This is a genomic window from Actinomycetospora aeridis (assembly GCF_037400275.1).
GTDB lineage: Bacteria > Actinomycetota > Actinomycetes > Mycobacteriales > Pseudonocardiaceae > Actinomycetospora > Actinomycetospora aeridis.
In genome coordinates this window covers 604,911-623,794 of the sequence record NZ_JBBEGL010000002.1, presented here as the reverse complement: position 1 = coordinate 623,794, position 18,884 = coordinate 604,911, and the positions used below count along the sequence as shown (strand labels likewise).

Annotated in this window: 15 protein-coding genes; 9 read left to right on the top strand and 6 right to left on the bottom strand. The window is 73.5% G+C overall.

The window, feature by feature from the left end; all coding sequences use genetic code 11:
• Nucleotides 1-11 precede the first annotated feature (11 nt).
• A complete protein-coding gene (leuA, locus tag WCD41_RS08555; RefSeq protein WP_337712979.1) occupies nucleotides 12-1,820 on the bottom strand; it encodes a 2-isopropylmalate synthase in 1,809 nt (602 codons plus the stop codon).
• 303 nt (nucleotides 1,821-2,123) lie between these two features.
• Between leuA and WCD41_RS08550 the strand changes: the two genes are divergently transcribed.
• The 6 genes from WCD41_RS08550 (at nucleotide 2,124) to WCD41_RS08525 (ending at nucleotide 7,686) form a co-directional block, all read left to right on the top strand.
• Nucleotides 2,124-2,483 (top strand): hypothetical protein, encoded by a 360-nt coding sequence (locus tag WCD41_RS08550; RefSeq protein WP_337712978.1) that lies wholly within the window; start codon nucleotides 2,124-2,126, stop codon nucleotides 2,481-2,483.
• A gap of 81 nt (nucleotides 2,484-2,564) precedes the next feature.
• Nucleotides 2,565-3,830, top strand: coding sequence for an aspartate kinase (locus tag WCD41_RS08545; protein ID WP_337712977.1), 1,266 nt, complete (start codon nucleotides 2,565-2,567; stop codon nucleotides 3,828-3,830).
• Between the two features lie 3 nt (nucleotides 3,831-3,833).
• A complete protein-coding gene (locus tag WCD41_RS08540; RefSeq protein ID WP_337712976.1) occupies nucleotides 3,834-4,886 on the top strand; it encodes an aspartate-semialdehyde dehydrogenase in 1,053 nt (350 codons plus the stop codon).
• 200 nt (nucleotides 4,887-5,086) lie between these two features.
• The gene (locus tag WCD41_RS08535) at nucleotides 5,087-5,554 is read left to right on the top strand and encodes a Fur family transcriptional regulator (protein ID WP_337713344.1); all 468 of its coding nucleotides are present in this window, start codon (nucleotides 5,087-5,089) and stop codon (nucleotides 5,552-5,554) included.
• Nucleotides 5,555-5,564: 10 nt separating this feature from the next.
• Nucleotides 5,565-7,049: a catalase gene (locus WCD41_RS08530; RefSeq protein ID WP_337712975.1), complete on the top strand. Its 1,485-nt coding sequence runs from the start codon at nucleotides 5,565-5,567 to the stop codon at nucleotides 7,047-7,049.
• Nucleotides 7,050-7,209: 160 nt separating this feature from the next.
• Nucleotides 7,210-7,686, top strand: coding sequence for a Dps family protein (locus WCD41_RS08525; RefSeq protein WP_337712974.1), 477 nt, complete (start codon nucleotides 7,210-7,212; stop codon nucleotides 7,684-7,686).
• 86 nt (nucleotides 7,687-7,772) lie between these two features.
• Here WCD41_RS08525 and WCD41_RS08520 read toward each other — a convergent pair whose 3' ends face one another.
• Entirely contained in the window at nucleotides 7,773-9,626 is a 1,854-nt protein-coding gene (locus WCD41_RS08520; RefSeq protein WP_337712973.1) for a S9 family peptidase, read from the bottom strand.
• Nucleotides 9,627-9,704: 78 nt separating this feature from the next.
• Between WCD41_RS08520 and WCD41_RS08515 the strand changes: the two genes are divergently transcribed.
• Complete coding sequence (locus WCD41_RS08515) at nucleotides 9,705-10,538, top strand: SAM-dependent methyltransferase (RefSeq protein ID WP_337712972.1); 834 nt, start codon at nucleotides 9,705-9,707, stop codon at nucleotides 10,536-10,538.
• A 7-nt stretch (nucleotides 10,539-10,545) separates the two neighbouring features.
• Complete coding sequence (locus WCD41_RS08510; protein WP_337712971.1) at nucleotides 10,546-11,277, top strand: enoyl-CoA hydratase; 732 nt, start codon at nucleotides 10,546-10,548, stop codon at nucleotides 11,275-11,277.
• Nucleotides 11,278-11,319: 42 nt separating this feature from the next.
• On the opposite strand, the gene WCD41_RS08505 is transcribed toward WCD41_RS08510, so the two are convergent.
• Both WCD41_RS08505 and WCD41_RS08500 read right to left on the bottom strand, forming a co-directional pair.
• Nucleotides 11,320-12,777, bottom strand: coding sequence for an HAD-IB family hydrolase (locus tag WCD41_RS08505; protein ID WP_337712970.1), 1,458 nt, complete (start codon nucleotides 12,775-12,777; stop codon nucleotides 11,320-11,322).
• Nucleotides 12,764-15,142, bottom strand: a complete 2,379-nt coding sequence (locus tag WCD41_RS08500) for a glycerol-3-phosphate 1-O-acyltransferase (RefSeq protein WP_337712969.1) — start codon at nucleotides 15,140-15,142, stop codon at nucleotides 12,764-12,766. The genes WCD41_RS08505 and WCD41_RS08500 overlap by 14 nt, the downstream gene beginning before the upstream one ends.
• A 216-nt stretch (nucleotides 15,143-15,358) precedes the next feature.
• Here WCD41_RS08500 and WCD41_RS08495 point away from each other — a divergent pair, with 216 nt between their 5' ends.
• Nucleotides 15,359-16,372 carry an alcohol dehydrogenase gene (locus WCD41_RS08495; protein WP_337713343.1) on the top strand — a complete coding sequence of 338 codons (1,014 nt, stop codon included), beginning with the start codon at nucleotides 15,359-15,361 and terminating at the stop codon, nucleotides 16,370-16,372.
• Nucleotides 16,373-16,379: 7 nt separating this feature from the next.
• Here WCD41_RS08495 and WCD41_RS08490 read toward each other — a convergent pair whose 3' ends face one another.
• Complete coding sequence (locus WCD41_RS08490) at nucleotides 16,380-17,432, bottom strand: glycoside hydrolase family 18 protein (RefSeq protein WP_337712968.1); 1,053 nt, start codon at nucleotides 17,430-17,432, stop codon at nucleotides 16,380-16,382.
• A 59-nt stretch (nucleotides 17,433-17,491) separates the two neighbouring features.
• The gene (locus tag WCD41_RS08485) at nucleotides 17,492-18,775 is read right to left on the bottom strand and encodes a hypothetical protein (protein WP_337712967.1); all 1,284 of its coding nucleotides are present in this window, start codon (nucleotides 18,773-18,775) and stop codon (nucleotides 17,492-17,494) included.
• Nucleotides 18,776-18,884 lie beyond the last annotated feature (109 nt).

Below are 18,884 nucleotides of genomic sequence, written 5' to 3'. Positions count from 1 at the left end.
CCAGCCCAGGCTCAGCGCATCGCGCGGTTGATCGCCGACACCACGGCCTTGAGCGAGGCGGTGAGGATCGAGCCGTCGATGCCGATGCCCCAGACCTCGACGTCGCCCACCGCGGCCTCGACGTAGGCGGCCGCGCGGGCGTCGTCGCCGGCCGACATGGCGTGCTCGGCGTAGTCGAGGACCCGCACGTCGTAGCCCACCGAGGCGAGCGCGTCGACGAAGGCGGCGATCGGGCCGTTGCCGACGCCGGTGACGTCGTGCAGGTCGCCCTCGACCTTCAGCGTCGCCTCGAGCTCGGCCTTGCCGTCGTCGTGGGTCGAGACCCGCGAGCTGACGAGCTCCAGGGGCACCCGGCGCTGCAGGTACTCCTCGGTGAAGATGTCGTACATCTCCTTGGCGGAGACCTCGCCCCCCTCGGTGTCGGTGACCTCCTGGACGCGCCGCGAGAACTCGATCTGCAGGCGCCGCGGGAGGTCCATCTGGTGCTCGGTCTTCATCAGGTAGGCGACACCGCCCTTGCCCGACTGCGAGTTGACGCGGATGACGGCCTCGTAGGTGCGGCCGACGTCCTTCGGGTCGATGGGCAGGTACGGGACCTCCCAGGGGTGCTCGTCGCGCGTGTGCCCGGCGGCGGCCGCCTCGGCGTCCATCGCGGCGAGGCCCTTGTTGATCGCGTCCTGGTGCGAGCCGGAGAAGGCGGTGAACACGAGGTCGCCGCCCCAGGGATGGCGCTCGGCGACGGGCAGCTGGTTGCAGAACTCGACGGTGCGGCGGACCTCGTCGATGTCGGAGAAGTCGATCTGCGGGTCGATGCCCTGGCTGAACAGGTTCATGCCCAGGGTCACGAGGCAGACGTTGCCGGTGCGCTCGCCGTTGCCGAACAGGCAGCCCTCGACACGGTCCGCCCCCGCCTGGACGCCGAGCTCGGCGGCGGCGACGCCCGTCCCCCGGTCGTTGTGGGGGTGCAGCGACAGGATGATCGAGTCACGCCGGGCGAGGTTGCGGTGCATCCACTCGATGGAGTCGGCGTAGACGTTCGGCGTCGCCATCTCCACCGTGGCCGGCAGGTTGACGATCATCGGGCGCTCCGGCGTGGGCTCCCAGACGTCGCCGACCGCGTCGACGATCTCCTTGGCGTAGGACAGCTCGGTGCCGGTGTAGGACTCCGGCGAGTACTGGAAGCGCCAGTCGGTGCCCGGGCGCTTCTCGGCCTCGGCGCGGACCATCGCCGCCCCGTCCGTCGCGATCTTCGTGATGCCGTCGCGGTCGGAGCGGAACACGACCCGACGCTGCAGGATCGAGGTGGAGTTGTAGAGGTGCACGACCGCGGAGTGCGCGCCCTCGAGCGACTCGAACGTGCGCGTGATCAGCTCGGGACGCGCCTGCGTCAGCACCTGGATGCGGACGTCGGCGGGGACGGCGTCCTGGGTGATGATCTCGCGGACGAAGTCGAAGTCGGTCTGCGAGGCGGCCGGGAAGCCGACCTCGATCTCCTTGTAGCCCATGCGCACGAGCAGGTCGAACATGCGCCGCTTACGGGCGGGCGACATCGGGTCGATCAGCGCCTGGTTGCCGTCACGCAGGTCGACCGCGCCCCACAGCGGCGCCGTGTCGATGACCTTGTCCGGCCACGTGCGGTCCGGCAGCGAGACCTTCTCGACGAGGTCGGCGAACGGCTTGTAGCGGTCGACGGGCATGCGGCTCGGCCGCTGGGTGTTCCACGCCGCCTGGTCGCCCGGGATCTCGCCGTCGGGATGGACGACGGTCGAGCGGATGTCGGCGATGGGCTCGTCGCTCGGCGAGCCGGGGATGATGCTCATGGTGGGTCGCGCTCCTGCCTGCAGCACTGCGAGGGATGCGACCGGCAGCACGCATCACCCGCGGCGAGGGGCCGGTCCGTTCAGACCCCGCCGCGGCGGCGAAGGAGCAGTCCGAGGACTGCGAGCGCGCGAGACATCGCCGTCCACGGTAGACCCGTGCGACGCCGGCCGGGTACCCCGGGCGCCCGACGGTGACCTTCCCGACCTGCTCACCACACCGTTGAACTGCGGCGACGAACCGCTCGTGACACAGGTCGCAACCCTGGCTACCGGCGGGTCACTTGTCGTGCCATCATGACCCGCATGGCGCAGGATGCGAGCACCGAGACGTCCGAACAGCGGCGTTCACACACCGGAGAGGACCTCCGCGCGCTCACCCGGAAGGTCCTGACCGTTGCCGCCTCGGTCGTCCGCATCCTGACCGTGCTGTTCGCCGCGATCCTCGTCATCCACGTGGTCCTCGCGGTGGCGGGCGCCAACCCGGCGAACGGCATCACGATCTTCTTCCGTGACCTCGCCTCGAACCTCACGCTCGGCATCGGCGATCTCTTCATCCCGGCCAGCGAGTCGCTGCGGATCATCCTGAACTTCGGTCTCGCGGCCGTCGTGTGGATCGTGATCGGGATCGTCGTCTCGAAGCTGCTCAACGCCCTCGCGCCGTAGGCCACCGGACGCCCGCTGACGGGCCCCGCCTCGGATAGGGTCGGTGAGATTTCGCCGACCAGGTCGTGGAGGTCCGTCGCGGTGGCACTCGTCGTCCAGAAGTACGGCGGCTCGTCCGTCCAGGACGCGGAGCGGATCCGCCGGGTGGCCGAGCGGATCGTGCGCACCGGCAAGGACGGCAACGACGTCGTCGTCGTCGCCTCCGCCATGGGCGACACCACCGACGAGCTGACCGACCTCGCGCTGGCCGTGCACCCGAGCCCGCCGCCCCGGGAGCTGGACATGCTCCTGACGTCGGGCGAGCGGATCTCGAACGCGCTGCTCGCCATGGCGATCAACGCCCAGGGCGGCCGGGCGCGCTCGTTCACCGGCTCCCAGGCCGGCATGATCACCACGGGCAAGCACGGCGACGCGCGGATCGTCGACGTCACGCCCGGGCGCATCCACGCTGCCCTCGCCGAGGACCACATCGCGCTCGTCGCGGGGTTCCAGGGCGTCAGCGTGGACTCGAAGGAGATCACCACCCTCGGCCGGGGCGGCTCGGACACCACCGCGGTGGCGATGGCGGCCGCGATGCACGCCGACGTCTGCGAGATCTACACCGACGTCGACGGCGTCTACTCGGCCGACCCGCGGATCGTCCCCGACGCGAAGCTGCTCGAGACCATCACCTACGAGGAGATGCTCGAGATGGCCGCGTGCGGGGCGAAGGTGCTGCACCTGCGCGCCGTCGAGTACGCGCGCCGCGAGAACGTGCCCCTGCGGGTGCGCTCGTCGTACAACGACAAGCCCGGCACGACGATCGTCGGGTCCATCGAGGAGCTCAGCGTGGAACAGGCGGTCCTCACCGGCGTGGCGCACGACCGGTCCGAGGCGAAGGTGACCGTGGTCGGCGTGCCCGACCAGCCCGGCTTCGCGGCGCGCATCTTCCGCTGCGTCGCGGACGTCGACGTCAACATCGACATGGTGCTGCAGAACATCTCGCACCTGAAGACGGGCAAGACCGACGTGACGTTCACGCTGCCGGTCAAGGACGGTCCCCGCGCGGTCGAGGCGCTCACCGCGGTGAAGGGCGAGGTCGGGTTCGAGGACATCCTCTACGACGAGCACGTCGGCAAGGTGACGCTGGTCGGCGCGGGCATGCGCAGCCACCCGGGCGTCACCGCCACGTTCTGCGAGTCCCTCGCCGTCGCGGGCGTGAACATCGAGATGATGAACACCTCGGAGATCCGCATCTCCGCCCTGCTGCGCGACACCCAGCTCGACGACGCCGTCCGCGCCCTGCACGCCGCCTTCGACCTCGGGGGCGACGAGGAGGCCGTGGTGCACGCCGGAACCGGGAGGTAGACCGTGACGACCCTCGCCATCGTCGGAGCCACCGGCGCCGTCGGTTCCGTCATGATCGACATCATCGACGCCCGTGAGACGGTGCCGTGGACCGAGATCCGGCTCATCGCGTCGCCGCGCTCGGCCGGTCGCCGGCTGCGGGTGCGCGGCGAGGAGATCGAGGTCGTCGCACTCTCGCCGGAGGCGTTCGACGGTGTCGACATCGCGATGTTCGACGTCCCCGACGCCGTGAGCGCGGAGTGGGCGCCGGTCGCGGTGTCCCGCGGCGCGATCGCCGTCGACAACTCTGGGGCGTTCCGGATGGACCCCGAGGTGCCGCTGGTGGTGCCCGAGGTCAACGCCGACCAGGCCCACGAGCGCCCCAAGGGCATCGTGTCCAACCCGAACTGCACGACGCTGTCGATGATGGCCGCCCTCGGCGCGCTGCACCGTGCCTACGGGCTGCGCGAGCTGGTCGTCGCGAGCTACCAGGCGGCGTCCGGTGCCGGCCAGGAGGGCATCGACCGCCTGCAGCAGGAGATCGCGGCGGTCGCGGGCAAGGGCGTGGGCAACCGCCGGGGCGACGTCGCCGAGGCGATCGCGTCGGCCGGCCTGTCGGAGGACTCGCCCTTCAACGCCCCGCTCGCGCTCAACGTCGTCCCGTTCGCCGGCTCGCTGCGTGACGGCGGGTGGACCTCCGAGGAGCTCAAGGTCCGCAACGAGTCGCGCAAGATCCTCGGACTGCCGGACCTCAAGGTGTCGGCGACGTGCGTGCGCGTGCCGGTGGTGACCACGCACTCGATCGCGGTGCACGCCACCTTCGACGGCGAGGTCGACGTCGCCACCGCGCAGCAGCTCTTCGCGGCCCAGCCGTCGATCGTGCTGCTCGACGAGCCGGAGGCCAAGCGCTTCCCGACGCCGGCCGACGTCGTCGGCGAGGACCCGACGTACGTGGGGCGCATCCGCCAGGCACTGGACTTCCCGAACACCCTCGACTTCTTCGTGTGCGGCGACAACCTGCGCAAGGGCGCGGCGCTGAACACCTACGAGATCGCCGAGGAGCTCGTCCGGAACTGACCGGCGTGCCGCTGACGCTCGTGACCTGGCGCGGCTTTTCTTGACCCGTTCCAGTCTCGGTGGCAGCGTGGGTCGATATGACCACCCCGACCGGTTCTCACGGCGACGCGGACACCCCTGCGGTCGCTGCTGAGGCCGGACCGGCCCCGGACCCGTACCGTCACGACCCCCGTCACCACGTCGCCGACCCCCGGGCGCGGTTGCGGGCCGCCGGCCTGCGCGTCACGGCGCCCCGGCAGGCGGTCCTCGGGGTCCTCGGCGAGCACCCGCACTCCACGGCCGAGGCCGTGGCGATGTCGGTGCGCTCGCGGCTGGGGTCCGTGAGCACCCAGGCCGTGTACGACGTCCTCGCCGCGTGCGTGGACGCGGGCCTGGTGCGCCGGATCGAGCCGGCGGGCTCGGCGGCGCTGTACGAGACGCGCACCGGCGACAACCACCACCACGTGGTCTGCCGGTCGTGCGGGGCCACGGCCGACGTCGACTGCGTCGTCGACGAACGACCCTGCCTGACCCCCTCCGACACCGGGGGCTTCGTCGTCGACGAGGCCGAGGTCGTCTTCTGGGGGACGTGCCCGACGTGTGTCGCCGCCGGAGTGGGTAACCGGGAATCCCGGCGAGCCGTGCGCGGCGCCGTCGCGGTCCTGCACGACAGCACACCACCACGCTGAGAGGCGAAACGTGACCAGTACGCATCGCTCCTACGCCACCGACGACGCCGGGATCCCGGCGCCCAGCCACGAGTTCTCCGCCACGGTCGGGGCCAACGGGCCCCTGGTGCTCCAGGACCACTACCTGATCGAGCAGATGGCGAACTTCAACCGGGAGCGCATCCCGGAGCGCCAGCCGCACGCCAAGGGCGCCGGCGCGTTCGCGACGTTCGAGGTCACGCAGGACGTCACCGCGTACACCAAGGCCGCCGTGTTCCAGCCCGGCGAGACGACCGAGGGACTCATCCGCTTCTCGACCGTCGCCGGTGAGCGGGGCAGCCCCGACACCTGGCGCGACCCGCGCGGCTTCTCGCTCAAGCTGTACACGCGCGAGGGCAACTGGGACATGGTCGGCAACAACACGCCGGTCTTCTTCATCCGCGACCCCATGAAGTTCCAGAACTTCATCCGCTCGCAGAAGCGCCTGGCCCGCAACGGGCTGCGCGACCACGACATGCAGTGGGACTTCTGGACGCTGTCGCCGGAGTCGAAGCACCAGGTCACCTGGCTGATGGGTGACCGCGGCCTGCCCGAGACCTGGCGCCACATGAACGGCTACGGCAGCCATACCTACATGTGGATCAACGCCGCCGGCGAGGAGTTCTGGGTGAAGTACCACTTCATCTCGGACCAGGGCATCAAGTGTCTGACGCAGGAGGAGGGTGACCGGCTCGCCGGGGCGGACGCCGACTACCACCGCCGCGACCTCTACGAGGCGATCGAGCGCGGGGAGTTCCCGACCTGGACGCTGAAGGTGCAGATCATGCCCTTCGAGGACGCCAAGACCTACCGGTTCAACCCGTTCGACCTGACCAAGGTGTGGCCGCACAGCGACTACCCCCTGCTGGAGGTCGGGAAGCTGACGCTGAACCGGAACCCGGTCGACTTCCACACCGAGATCGAGCAGGCCGCGTTCGAGCCGAACAACCAGCCCCCGGGGCTCGGCCTCTCGCCGGACAAGATGCTGCTCGCGCGTGGGTTCTCCTACGCGGACGCGCACCGCGCCCGCCTGGGCGTCAACTACAAGCAGATCCCGGTGAACTCGCCGCAGGGCACCGACGCGCACCCCTACACGGTGGCCGGCGCCATGCGCGTGGTGAACGCGCCGGACCCGGTCTACGCGCCCAACACCAAGGGCGGCCCGCAGACGACGGAGACGATCCAGCCGCCGTCGTGGTACTCCGACGGCGAGATCCAGCGCGTCGCCTACGTGGCGCACCCGGAGGACTCCGACGAGGGCCAGGCCCGCACGATGATGCTCGAGGTCTGGGACGACGCCCAGCGCGACCGCTTCGTCGAGAACGTCTCCGGCCACCTCGCCGACGGCGTCGGTGACGACGTCCTGGCCCGCGCGTTCGACTACTGGAAGTCGATCGACGAGGGCATGGGGCAGCGCGTCGAGGACCGCGTCCGCGAGCTCACCGGCAAGCAGGACAAGGTGCTCAGCCAGAGCTGACCGCCCAGAGCTGACCACCCGGGGCTGACACAGCCCAGCCTCACCTCACGCGGCCCGTCTCACACCACGAGACGGGCCGCGTGGTGGTTGTCGGGGGGTCGGCGAGGGCATCCTGTTTCTGGAACCGTTCCAATCTACGGTTGCGGAGGAGATCACCAGCATGGCCACCACACCCATCACCAGCCCGCTGCCCGACGACGCCAAGCTCACGGTCGGCACGGTCCTGCAGGACTCGCTGGCTGACTTCGTCGACCTGTCCCTGACGGCGAAGCAGTGGCACTGGAACGTCGTCGGCACCAACTTCCGCGAGGCGCACCTGCACCTCGACGAGCTGGTCGACCTCGCGCGCACCTACTCCGACGAGGTCGCCGAGCGCGCCGCCACGCTGGGCGTCTCGCCCGACGGGCGCGCCGAGACCGTCGCGAAGAGCAGCGGCCTGCCCACCACCGACGAGGGGTGGCAGAAGGTCGAGGACGTGAACCGCGCGGTCACCGACACGCTCGCCACGCTCATCGGGCGCATGCGCGAGCGGATCGCGGTCACCGACGAGCCGGACCCGGTCACCCAGGACCTGCTCATCGCCCAGACGGCGAAGCTCGAGGAGGCGCACTGGATGTGGCAGGCGAAGACCGCCTGATCCACGCCGGTCACCGGAACTGAGCGAAGGGCCCCTTCGGTCGAACTAGTCGATCGGAGGGGCCCTTCGCTCGGAACAGGCCCGGCTCAGGCCGGCACGGGCAGGCCGAGGGCCCGGCGCGCGAAGGCGATCTCGGCGACGGTGTGCTTCAGCGTCTCGGCGACGACCAGCGAGCCGTGCCCCGCGTCGTAGCGCACCATCGCGTACTCCCGCCCGCGCTCGGCGAGCGCGTCGAGGTAGTTGTCGATCTGGCGGATGGGGCAGCGCGGGTCGTTCTCGCCCGCGAGCACGAGCACCGGCGCGCGGACGGCGTCCACCCACGTCAGCGGCGAGGCGTCGCGGTAGCGCTCCGGCACCTCGGAGGGCGAGCCCCCGAACAGCGACCGGTCGAACGCGCGCAGCGGCTCCATCTCGTCGGAGTAGGCGGCGAGGTAGTCGGCAACCGGGACGCCGGCGCAGCCGACCGCCCAGCGCTCGGGCTGGAGCCCCAGGCCCAGCAGCGTCAGGTAGCCGCCCCACGACCAGCCCTCGAGCACGCACGCCGCCGGGTCGGCGAGGCCCGTCGTCACGGCCCACTCGTGCACGGCCGCGACGTCCTCGAGCTCGGTGGTCCCCGGACGGCCCTCGATGGCGTCGCGCCACGCCGAGCCGTAGCCCGACGAGCCGCGGTAGTTCACGTGCACCACGGCGAACCCGGCGTCGACCCACACCGCCCGCACCGGTGACCAGCGGTCCTCGTCCGCCGCCTGCGGCCCGCCGTGGATCATGAACACGGTCGGCACGGGGCCGGTGGTGCCTGCGGGACGGGTCCACAGGGCGTGCACCGGCCCGCCGGGACCCTCGACCCACGCGTCGTCGAGCGCCACCGACGGCTGCGGACGCTCCCCGGGCGGCGCGAGCAGCTCGCTGTCGGTCCCGTCGGGACGCAGCACGCGCACCGACGACGGGTACGCCGCCGACGACCAGCCGTACTCCACGCTCCCGTCGGGTCGCACCTCCGCCCCGCCCACCGAGCCCGACGCGGTCGGCAGGTCCCCGAGCTCGCCGGTCGCGAGGTCGTAGCGGTGCAGCGTCGTGCGGCCCGCACGGGTGTGCGCGACGAGCAGCGCGGACGCGTCCGGGTAGAAGCCGGCGGTGAGGTCGCCGGGCAGGTCGATCGGGAGCTCGGTCTCGGTGTCGGTCGCGAGGTCCCAGATCAGCAGCTCGTCACGGCCGCGACGCTCGTGGCCGACGAGCAGGCGCTGGTCCCCCTCGACCGGCGCGAACTCGAGCGGGTCGAGGCCCTTCCCGTGGCCGTCGTGGCGCTCGCCGACCGTCGCGCCGTCGGCCAGCCGCATCACCCGCACCGCCGGGTGGCGCGAGTCGCCGTGCTCGGCGTGCGAGATCGCGAGCAGCGTCTCGTCGCGGGAGAGCGCCCCGATCCCCGCGTCCTCGGTGTGGGTGTAGACGACCCGGGCCTCGCCGCCGTCCTCGCTGACCGCCAACGTCGACCCGTCGTCGGTCGACCAGCCCACGGCCACCGTGCGGCGGCCCAGGTCGAGCCCGGCGGGGTAGCCCGGGGCGGCGCCGTCGACGGCGGGCGATGCCTCACCCCCGGAGAACGGCTCGGCGACCCACACCCCGAACTCGTCGCCGTCGGTGTCGTCGAACCACCAGATGGTGCTGCCGTCGGTGCTCGCCAGGCCGCCGCGCGTGCCCTGCGGGCGGTCGGTGACCCGCCGGTGGGTGTCGCTCGCGCGGTCCCAGGCGTAGATCTCCCAGGTCCCGGTGGCGTTCGACGAGTAGACGCTGCGGTCCGGGGCGTCGCGCGCCCAGTCGGGCACGGAGACGCGCGCCGCGGTGAACCGTCCCCGCCACCTCGCCTCGAGGGCGGGGTCGGCGAAGAGGGCCTCGGGGATCTCCGGGGTCGGGTCCGAGCGGGTCGGCGGCGTCGGGCTCATGCCCGGATCCTGCCTCCCGGGGCGTCCGGGCGGCCGGGTGGAGGGTCGTGAGCGAGGATGGTCACGGGGGGAGGGACCGTGACCGATCTGGATCCCGTGGGCAGCGACGACGAGGACAGGGACGACGACAGGGCCGACGACGAGGAGACGCCGCCGAACATGGCGCGCGTGTTCGACTTCGCTCTCGGGGGCAGCGAGAACCTCGAGGTCGACCGCGAGTTCTCCGCCGAGGTCGACGCGATGATGCCGGGCATGAGCGCGCTCTGCCGCGCCCATCGCCGGTTCTCGGCGGCGGTGGTCGACCACTGGGCGGCCGACGGTGTCGACCAGTTCCTGGAGCTCGGGTCGGGTCTCCCGACGGTCGACCACGTCCACTCCCGCGCGCGGTGGGTGCACCCCGGCGCGCGGGTGGCCTACGTCGACTGGGACGCGCGGACCGTCGCCCACGCGCGGCGCCTGCTGAGCGGCGTGGACGGCGTGTCGGTGCTGCACGCGGACGTCGGTGACGCCGCTGCCGTCCTCACCGCGCCGGAGGTCCGCGACCTGCTGGACCTCGCCCGCCCGGTCGGCGTGCTCGCCGTCGGCGTCCTGCACTACCTCCTCGACGACGCCGCCGCGGCCGACGCCGTGCGCGTCTACGCCGAGGCGCTCGCCCCCGGCAGCGGCCTCGCCATCTCGCACCTGACCTCGGTCGGGCGGCCCGACATCCACACCTGGGCGACGATGAACCACGGCGGGTGGAGCTACGCGCCACGGCTGCGCGGCCCCGACGAGATGAGTCCGTGGCTCGAGGGGTTCACGGTCGTCGGGCCCGGCTGGGTGTCCGCGCCCCACTGGCGCCCGGACGCGCCGGCGCCAGGGGCGGACGTCACGGGCAGCGGGCTGTGGGGTGTGGTCGCGCGCCGGGGATGATGGCCGCGTGATCGGGACCCATCGCCACGCCGCCGCCGTGCACGAGATCCGTCTCGACCGGACCGAGCGCCGCAACGCCCTCGACACCGCGCACTGCCGCGACCTGCACGCGGCCGTCGACGCGGCGCTCACCGACGGCGCGCGGGTGCTCGTGCTGACCGGCGAGGGCACCGCCTTCTGCTCCGGGGCCGACCTCGACACCGTCGGCGACGACGACTTCCTCGCCGCGCTCTACGGCATGCTGCACCGGCTCGTCGAGCTCCCCATCCCGGTCGTCGCCGCGGTGCACGGGCCGGCGATCGGCGCCGGCACCCAGCTCGCGCTGGCCGCCGACCTGCGCGTCGTCGACACCCCGGGGGTGTTCGGGCTGCCGACCGCCGCCCTCGGCCTCGCCGTCGACCCGTGGACGGTGCGCCGGCTCGCGCTGATCGCGGGCGGTGGCGCCGCGCGCCGGATCCTGCTGGCCTGCGAGCGCCTCGACCACGACGCCGCCCGGGCCGCCGGGCTCGTCGACCGCGTCGGCGACCGGGAGACCGCGCTCGCCTGGGCCACCGAGATCGCCGCCCTCGCCCCGCTGACACTCGCCTACAACAAGCTCGCCGTCGCCCGGCTGCTCGAGGACGCCCCGGTGCCCGACGAGGTGGCCGCGGCGTTCGACGCGTGCTGGGCGAGCGAGGACCTCGCCGAGGGCCGCCGCGCGCGGGAGGAGAAGCGCGCGCCGGTGTTCCGTGGTGCCTGACGGCATGTGAGCACTTTGAAGTGCTGGAGCACTTCACAGTGCTCACATGGCGGAGCCACCAGGCCAGTGCGCCAGCGTGTGCAGGTACTGCTGGCGGACGCCCTCGATGCGCTCGTCGAGGTCGTCGCGGGTCCAGTCGGACACGTCGACCGGCGGGAGCACCGCGACCTGCACGACGCCCGGGTGGATGATCATCGCGTTGCGGCTCATCAGCTCGCCGGTGTTGCGGAAGACCAGCGGGACGATCGGCACCCCGGCCTGCATGGCCAGGTGGAACGCGCCCTTCTTGAACTTCCCGGGCGACGGGGTGGGCGAGCGCGTGCCCTCGGGGGCGATGACGATCGACGTGCCGGCGCGCAGGCGCTCGACGGCCGGCTCGAGGGCCTTGCGGGCCTGGGCGTTGTCGGCCCGGTCGATGAACGCCGTCTCGAGCAGGCGCATGAGGCCGCCGAAGAGCGGGTCGTTGGCGAGCTCCTTCTTCGCCACCGGCGCGAAGTTGCCGCGCAGCAGCCCGCCGAGCACGAGCACGTCGAGCTGGCTCTGATGGTTGAACAGGAAGACGGCGGGCTGGGACTCCCAGATGTGCCGGGCGCCGTGCACGTCGAGCGAGACCCCGGACGCCATCAGCGACAGGTCGCCGCCGAGGCCGATGCCGAGGTTGAGCCCGGCGCGCCGGGAGCCGCCGAGCAGGCCCAGACCGAGGCCGGTCGCGAAGCCGCCCATCATCCCGGCGAAGGTCGCCGCGGTGCGCGCGATCTCCACCGGCGTGGTCCACGGGCGCCCGGTGAAGTCGAGGGCGGGCCAGCCGCGCTCGGCGGCGGCGCGACGCAGCCCGGCCGACGGGTTCACCGCGGCCGGGTGGGCGACGGTCGCCAGGAACGGGACGTCCTCGCCGCCGTTGGAGTAGGCGAAGCTCGCGTCGAGGTCGACGCCGTGGGCGGCGGCGAACTCCTTCACCGCGGCGGCCTTGCCCTCCCCGTACGGCGAGCGGCCGTCCGGACGTCCGGTGAGCGTGCCGTCCTCGCCCACCTCGACGGCCGTGTAGATCGTGTGGTCGACGCCCAGGGCCTTCGCGGCCGGCTCGACCTGGAAACGCGTCGCCGAGCTCGCCAGGACCACCGTGTGGCCCTTCTCCAGGTGCGCCCGCACGAGGCGCCACGACTCGGGGTAGACGCTCGGGCCGATCTCGTCGCGGAAGAGCTGGTTGCCGATCTTCTCGAGCTCCTCGGGCGTGCGGCCCGCCCACGTGCGCAGCGTGATGCCGAGGAACTTGCGGAAGTCCTCCTCGCCGTGCAGGCCCTGCCAGCCGCTGGCCAGCGTCTCGAGGGTCGTGCGGGGGTGCAGGTCGAGGTGCTTGACGTGGTGGCGCATGAAGGCGGTCACCGAGTAGCCGGCGATCACCGTGCCGTCGAAGTCGAAGAACGCGCCCACCTCGGGGCCGTCGGGCGCGGCCTCGACCGCGTCCATCAGGCCCTGGAAATCGGCTTCAGGGTCGGACACCCGCGGACTCCTGTCGGTTCGTCGCGTCGGTCTCGTCGATGGCCACGACCCGTTCCACCACCCCGCGGATCTCGGCGGCGAACGCCCGGCGCCGGGTCGCGAGGTCGGGGCCGCCGTCGGCGGGGGAGGTGTTCGGGGCGAGCAGCCCCCGGTTGGAGGCCAGCCGCAGCGCCGACGCGAACAGCTCCCGCGACAGCGACTCCGGCCCGTGCAGCTTGCCCTGCAGCAGCAGCTGCTGCCCGACGGCGGCGCAGCGTTCCAGCAGCTGGTCCTCGTCGACGGGGGTGTCCGGGTCGTGCTCCGCGAGCCGCTCGGCCACCACCCACTGCGCGTCGACGAACGAGCGCAGCACGCGGTGGGCGCACAGGAAGCGGCTCTGACGCAGCATCTTGCGCGTGCGGGCGATGTCGCCGTCGTCGGAGCGCCAGTCCGGGTCGATGAGCGTCAGCTCGTCGATCAGCTCGGCGCGGAAGGTCTCCTTGTCGGGGAAGAAGAACTCGTACTTCAGCAGGTCGCGCAGGTCGAGCGCGGCCTGGAAGCCCTTGGCGAGGGCCTCGCGGCCGGTGGCCTCGCCGACGTCGAGGATCGCGAGCTCGACGATCGCCCGGTTGACGAAGTGGTGGATCGCCGAGTTCCGGTAGAACGCCGCGACGATGTGGTGGCCGCTCTCCACCGAGAACACCGGCTCGGAGCCCTCGGTGTAGGCGCTGACGACCTTCTCCCGGCGCAGGGAGAGCAGGGCCTCGGCGACGCCGCCGTTGGTGCGCAGCGACGCGATCCCGGTGTGCGGCAGCCCGCGGGCGTCGACGTAGTCGAGGACCGGCTCGACGACCCGGCGGACCTGCGAGAGCGTCAGCGCGCGGTCGCGCACCCCCAGCAGTGCCAGCGCGGCGAGCGCGATCGGCGTCACCGGCGTCACCCGGTTGATGCGCACGAACACCTCGAACGCGGTCTTCTGCAGGGCGAGGCGCCGGGCGGGCTCGTCCTCGACGGCCGCGTCCGGGTTGCTCTCCGCGCGGGCGTCGAGCGCCGGGTCGTTCGCCGCGGTCAGCGCGCCCCGCAGCGACAGCGGCTCGCCGAAGCTCACGTGCACCCCGCCCACGGGACGGCGCTGCGCCCGGGCGTAGCCGGCGAGCCAGCGCAGGCCCTCCGGGGTCTTCTGGGCGCCGGTCTGCTCGGCGGCCATCTGGTGCACTTCCTGCAGCTGGTCGTGGATGATCGACACCGGCACCAGGTAGACGTCCCCGGTACGACGGCGCTCCACGGCGCTCGCCACGTCGGCCAGCAGCCCGTACTTCGGCGGGCGCAGCTTGCCGGTGCGGGTGCGGCCGCCCTCCATGTACCACTCGAGGTTGAAGCGCTTGGCGCACAGCCAGGAGAAGTACTCGCGCACCACGGCCTTGTAGACCGGGTCGCCGCCGAAGCTGCGGCGGATGAAGATGATGCCGCTGCGTCGCGCGAGCTGCTCGAGCCCGAGGATCCGCAGGTTGTCGCCGCCGAGCACGTGGTTGCGTGGGAAGTCGTTGCTGCGCAGCACGTCGGCGAGCACGAACGGGTCGGTGTAGCTGCGGTGCGAGGGCAGGAAGACCAGCGCGTGCTCGGCGTTGAGCTCGCGGAGCGGCTCGAGGCCCGCGGTGTCGGCGTGCACCGTCCACGCCTTCTCGTGCATCGGGCGCAGGACCCCGGAGAACAGGTCGACGGCCGCGGGGTCGAGCGACGCGACGATGCTCTCGAGGTCGGCGGCGGCCTCGGTGGCCACCTCCGTCTCGGGGCGTCCGGTCGACTCGGCGAGCCGCCGGATCTCCCGGCTGAAGTGCACCGACCCGACGATCTGCCCGGCGACCTCGCGCGGGACCTTGAACCGGTTGCCCGTGAGGGCGCGCTCGGCGCGGTCGAGCGCGAGCGTGGCCTGGCGGGCCACGAACCGCACGAAGTCGGCGGTGTCGGTGGCCGGGCGCTCGCGGCGGTGGCGGCGCATGAGCTCGCGCACGGTCGCGGGACGCCCGACGACGACGCGGTGGTGCTGCGGACCCCGGCGCGCGGCCCGGGCCCGCGCGCGCAGCGCCCAGCCGCGCGTGAGGACGTCGGCCAGGCGCAGCAGCGTGCGGTCCGGCTCCGGGTCGGCCGACCAGACCACCCGCACCGGCACGAGCAGCGGGTTGTCGCCGCGGGTGAGGCGGCCGGCGAGCTGCTCGCCCTCGGCCGGGAGCACCTCGATGCCGCGGCCCGTCGTCATCCCGGGCCGGATGCCCGCGAGCCAGCGGTCGACGAGACGGCGCTCGACGCTCGACGGGGCGTCGACGAGCACGACCAGCGGGCGGTCGCCCGGGTCCGGGAGCGTCGCCGTGTCCTCCAGCGTGCTCAACGCCGCACCTCCGCCCTCGCGACGTCGCGTGCTCCGACGGCGAGCTGCCCGTCGCCGCAGCTCCTGGTCATCCGGACCCTACCCGGTGGAGTGGTGCGGCGGCCCCGGGCGAGTACTCCGGACGCACCACCGGCGTCGCGTGCGACGGCACATGCGCGGGTACGCACCCCACGAGTAGTTGATCGTCGAATCGTGAGGAGCACGGTCGTGCCCACCATGCGTGCCGTCCAGGTCGCCCAGGCCGGAGGAGACCTCGAGCTCGTGGAGCGGGAGGTCCCGACGCCCGGGCGCGGCGAGGTCCGCGTCCGGGTGGAGGCCTGCGGGGTCTGCCACAGCGACATGTTCGCCAAGGAGGGCGTCATGCCGGCGACGCCGTTCCCGATCGTGCCCGGCCACGAGGTCGTCGGGCGGGTCGACGAGGTCGGCCCGGACGTGCTGGGCGACTGGAACGCCGGCGACCGTGTCGGTGTCGGCTGGTTCGGCGGCGCCTGCCACCACTGCGGGCCCTGCCGCCGCGGGGACTTCATCACCTGCGAGAACGGCCGCATCCCCGGCGTCACCTTCGACGGCGGTTACGCCGACCACGTCGTCGTCCCCGCCGACGCGCTCGCCCACGTGCCCGACGAGCTCTCGTCGGAGGAGGCCGCCCCGCTGATGTGCGCGGGGGTCACGACCTACCACGCCCTGCGCAGCAGCCCGGCCCGTCCCGGGGACCGGGTCGCGGTCCAGGGCGTCGGGGGCCTCGGGCACCTCGGCATCCAGTTCGCGGCGCGGATGGGCTTCGAGGTCGTCGCCGTCTCCCGCGGGCGCGACAAGGAGGACCTCGCGCGCAAGCTCGGCGCCCACGACTACATCGACAGCGAGGCCGGGGACCCCGGCCAGGCGCTCGCCGAGAAGGGCGGCGCCGCGGTCGTGCTGGCGACGGCCACCAACGGCGAGGCCATCTCCGCGCTGATCCCGGGCCTCGACCGCCGCGGGCAGCTGCTCGTCGTCGGCGCGGCCGAGAGCCCCCTGCAGGTCGACGCGATGAGCCTCATCGGCCCGGTGGCGAGCATCGCCGGGCACGCGTCGGGCACGTCGATCGACTCCGAGGACACCCTGCGCTTCGCGCGGCTCACCGACGTCCGTCCGATGATCGAGACGATGCCGCTCGAGCGGGCCGCGGAGGCCTACGACCGGATGATGAGCAATGACGCGCGGTTCCGGATGGTGCTGACCACGGGGCAGTGATCGACCCTCAGGTCGGGGCGGTGAAGCCCTGGGCGATCCGCGTGAACGCCCAGGGCTCCTGCTCGACGCCGCTGCAGTCGTCGGCCTCGTCCTCGGTGTCCGGGCACGAGCCGTTGTCGCGGGCCAGCGCCCAGAACCCGACGCCGCCGTAGCCGTTGCCCCGCGCGTCCTCCACGACGGCGCGGGCGTCGTCGGTCGTGGTGGTCATGTCCATGTCGTTGCGGCCGAGCATGAACGTGACCCCGGTGCGCCGCCGCACGTCCGCGGGGTCGCTGCCCGGCCACAGCGCCTCGAGCTGCCCGACGGCGGTGCGGGTGGCGCCGATCATGGCCTCGGCCCACGAGCCCTCGTACTCGAAGTTCATGACCATGACGTTGACCCGCGCCGCGACCCCGGCCGTCGTGGCCTCCTGCACGAGGTCGCGGGCGTCCTCGCTGAGCCCCTCCGTGACGCCGTCGATCTGCACGGTCAGCGTGACCCGGGTCCCGCGCTGCTGCTGGAGCAGGGCCAGCGCCTCCGCGATGCGGCGCGACGACACCGTCCGCCCGCGGTCGGTCTCGACGTCCACGTCGAGGTGGTCCGCGCCGACGGCGTCCAGCGCCGTCGCGTAGGCCCGCGCCAGCGATGGGGCGTCGGGGCACGCCTTCTCGAGGTAGTCGCCGAGCGCACCGCCCGACGACACCGTCATCCGGCCGCCGCGCGCCTTCAGCCCGGCGATGCGGGCCGTGACCGCGGGGTCGGTGAGCGCGGTCGTGCCGCCCCAGGTCGGCGAGCACGAGCCGTCGGCGCCGGCGAGGACGAAGGCGAGCACGACGTCCGCGTGCCCCGTCGCGTCGCTCATGTCCGTCATCGCCGGCAGCGGCGGCGTGGTCAGGTCGACGTAGGGGGCGAACGCGACGTCGGGCAGCGGGCCGTCGGGCGCGGCGACGCCCGGGCGCCGGGGTGCGTCGTCGGTGTCCCCGGCGGCGCCGGCGCTCCCGGTGGCCGCGGCACCGGTGAGCGCCGGCCGCGGCGTCGGGGTCTCGCCGGTGACGACCGGCGCGGTGACGAGGACCGCCACCAGCGCCGCGAGCAGGACGGCAGCCGGCGACGGGCGGGTCGCGGGGCGCCGGGCGCGGCTCAGGTCTCGGCGGCGTCGTCGACCTCGACGCCGTCGGTCTGTGCCTGGTTGCCCTGCGGGACGTTCTGGACCGGGGCCTGCTGGACGACCTGCGGCTGCGCCCGCTGCGGCACCACCGGTGCCTCGGGGACCTCGGCGACCGGCCGCGGCGTCGTGCGCTGCGCCCGCGGCGTGGTCGACCGCGGCGCCTTGCGCGTGGTCGTGGCGCGGGCGGATCGCTGCGTCGTGGTCGGCTCGACCTCGGCGATGTTGCGGGCGTCGACCGACGGCGCGGCGACCGTCGGCGCGGGCGGCGGCAGCGTCGGGGCGGGTAGCAGCGTCGGCGACGCGGTCGGCCCGACCGGTCCGGCCACCGCGCCGACCGCGACCACGCCGACGTAGGACGCGCAGAGGGCGGTGGCGGCGATCGCGGCGGTGCGCCACCGCCGAGCCCGGCGCCCGGTGCCGTCGGCGAAGACGGGCGTCGCGACACCCTGCTCCGCCGGGGCGGGAGCGGGCGGGGCGACGACCGCGCGGTCGGCCCGCCGGCGCCCGGTGCGGGGCGAGGAGCTGATCAGCGTCGTGGTGGCGCGCGCGGCGATCTCGGAGGGGTCCGACCGGCGTGCCGCGGGCCGCTTCGTCGGAGCGCCCGAGCTGGTGGTGGTGCTCGTCGCGGCGCCCGTGACCGCGGTGGCCGGCGCGGCGTCGCGGGTCGCGGAGGTGGGCGGCGCGGGGGCGGGCGTCGCGGGGGTGGGCGTCGCCGTGGTCCGGGTGGCGGTGGTGCGCCGGGCCGGCGCCGCCGGGGTCAGCGCCGTCGGGGCCGACGTCCGCGCGGGCGAGACGCGGGGCGTGGGGGCGCCGCCCGTCGGCGCGGCGGGGGCCGGGGGACGCGGGACCGCGCCGGTCGGGCGGGCGGGCGCCGGCACGACGCCGGTCGGGGCCGGGGTCGAGGTGGGGGCCGGTCGCGCGGGGCGGGCCGGGCTCAGGTTCGGGAACGAGGGGTGGTCGCCGAGACGGGCCGGGCTGCCGGCCGGGCGCGCCTGCGCTGCCCCGCGCGGGGCCGGGACGGCAGGGGCCTCGGGGGCCTGCTGCGGACGCTCGGCCGGCGTCGCGGCCAGGATGTCGGCGAGTCGGGGGGAGCGTCGGGGCTCGTCCTCGCGGCGCGAGCGGCGCCCGCCCTCCGTGCCGCCCCCGGAGACCTCCGTGATCCCCGGGAGGTCCGGCACCGCGTGCAGGCGACGGGAGTGCCGCGCCGCGCCGGTGTCCCCGGGCGAGGACTCGTCGGCGTCACGGGTGTGCGGCATCGCCGGCTCGGCCGGTGCGGCGTGCCGTCCTGCGGGCGGGAGTGGTGCCCGTCCGTGTCGCATGGTGTCCCCGATCGTGTGACAGCCCCCCGACAGAGTGAACCAGGAA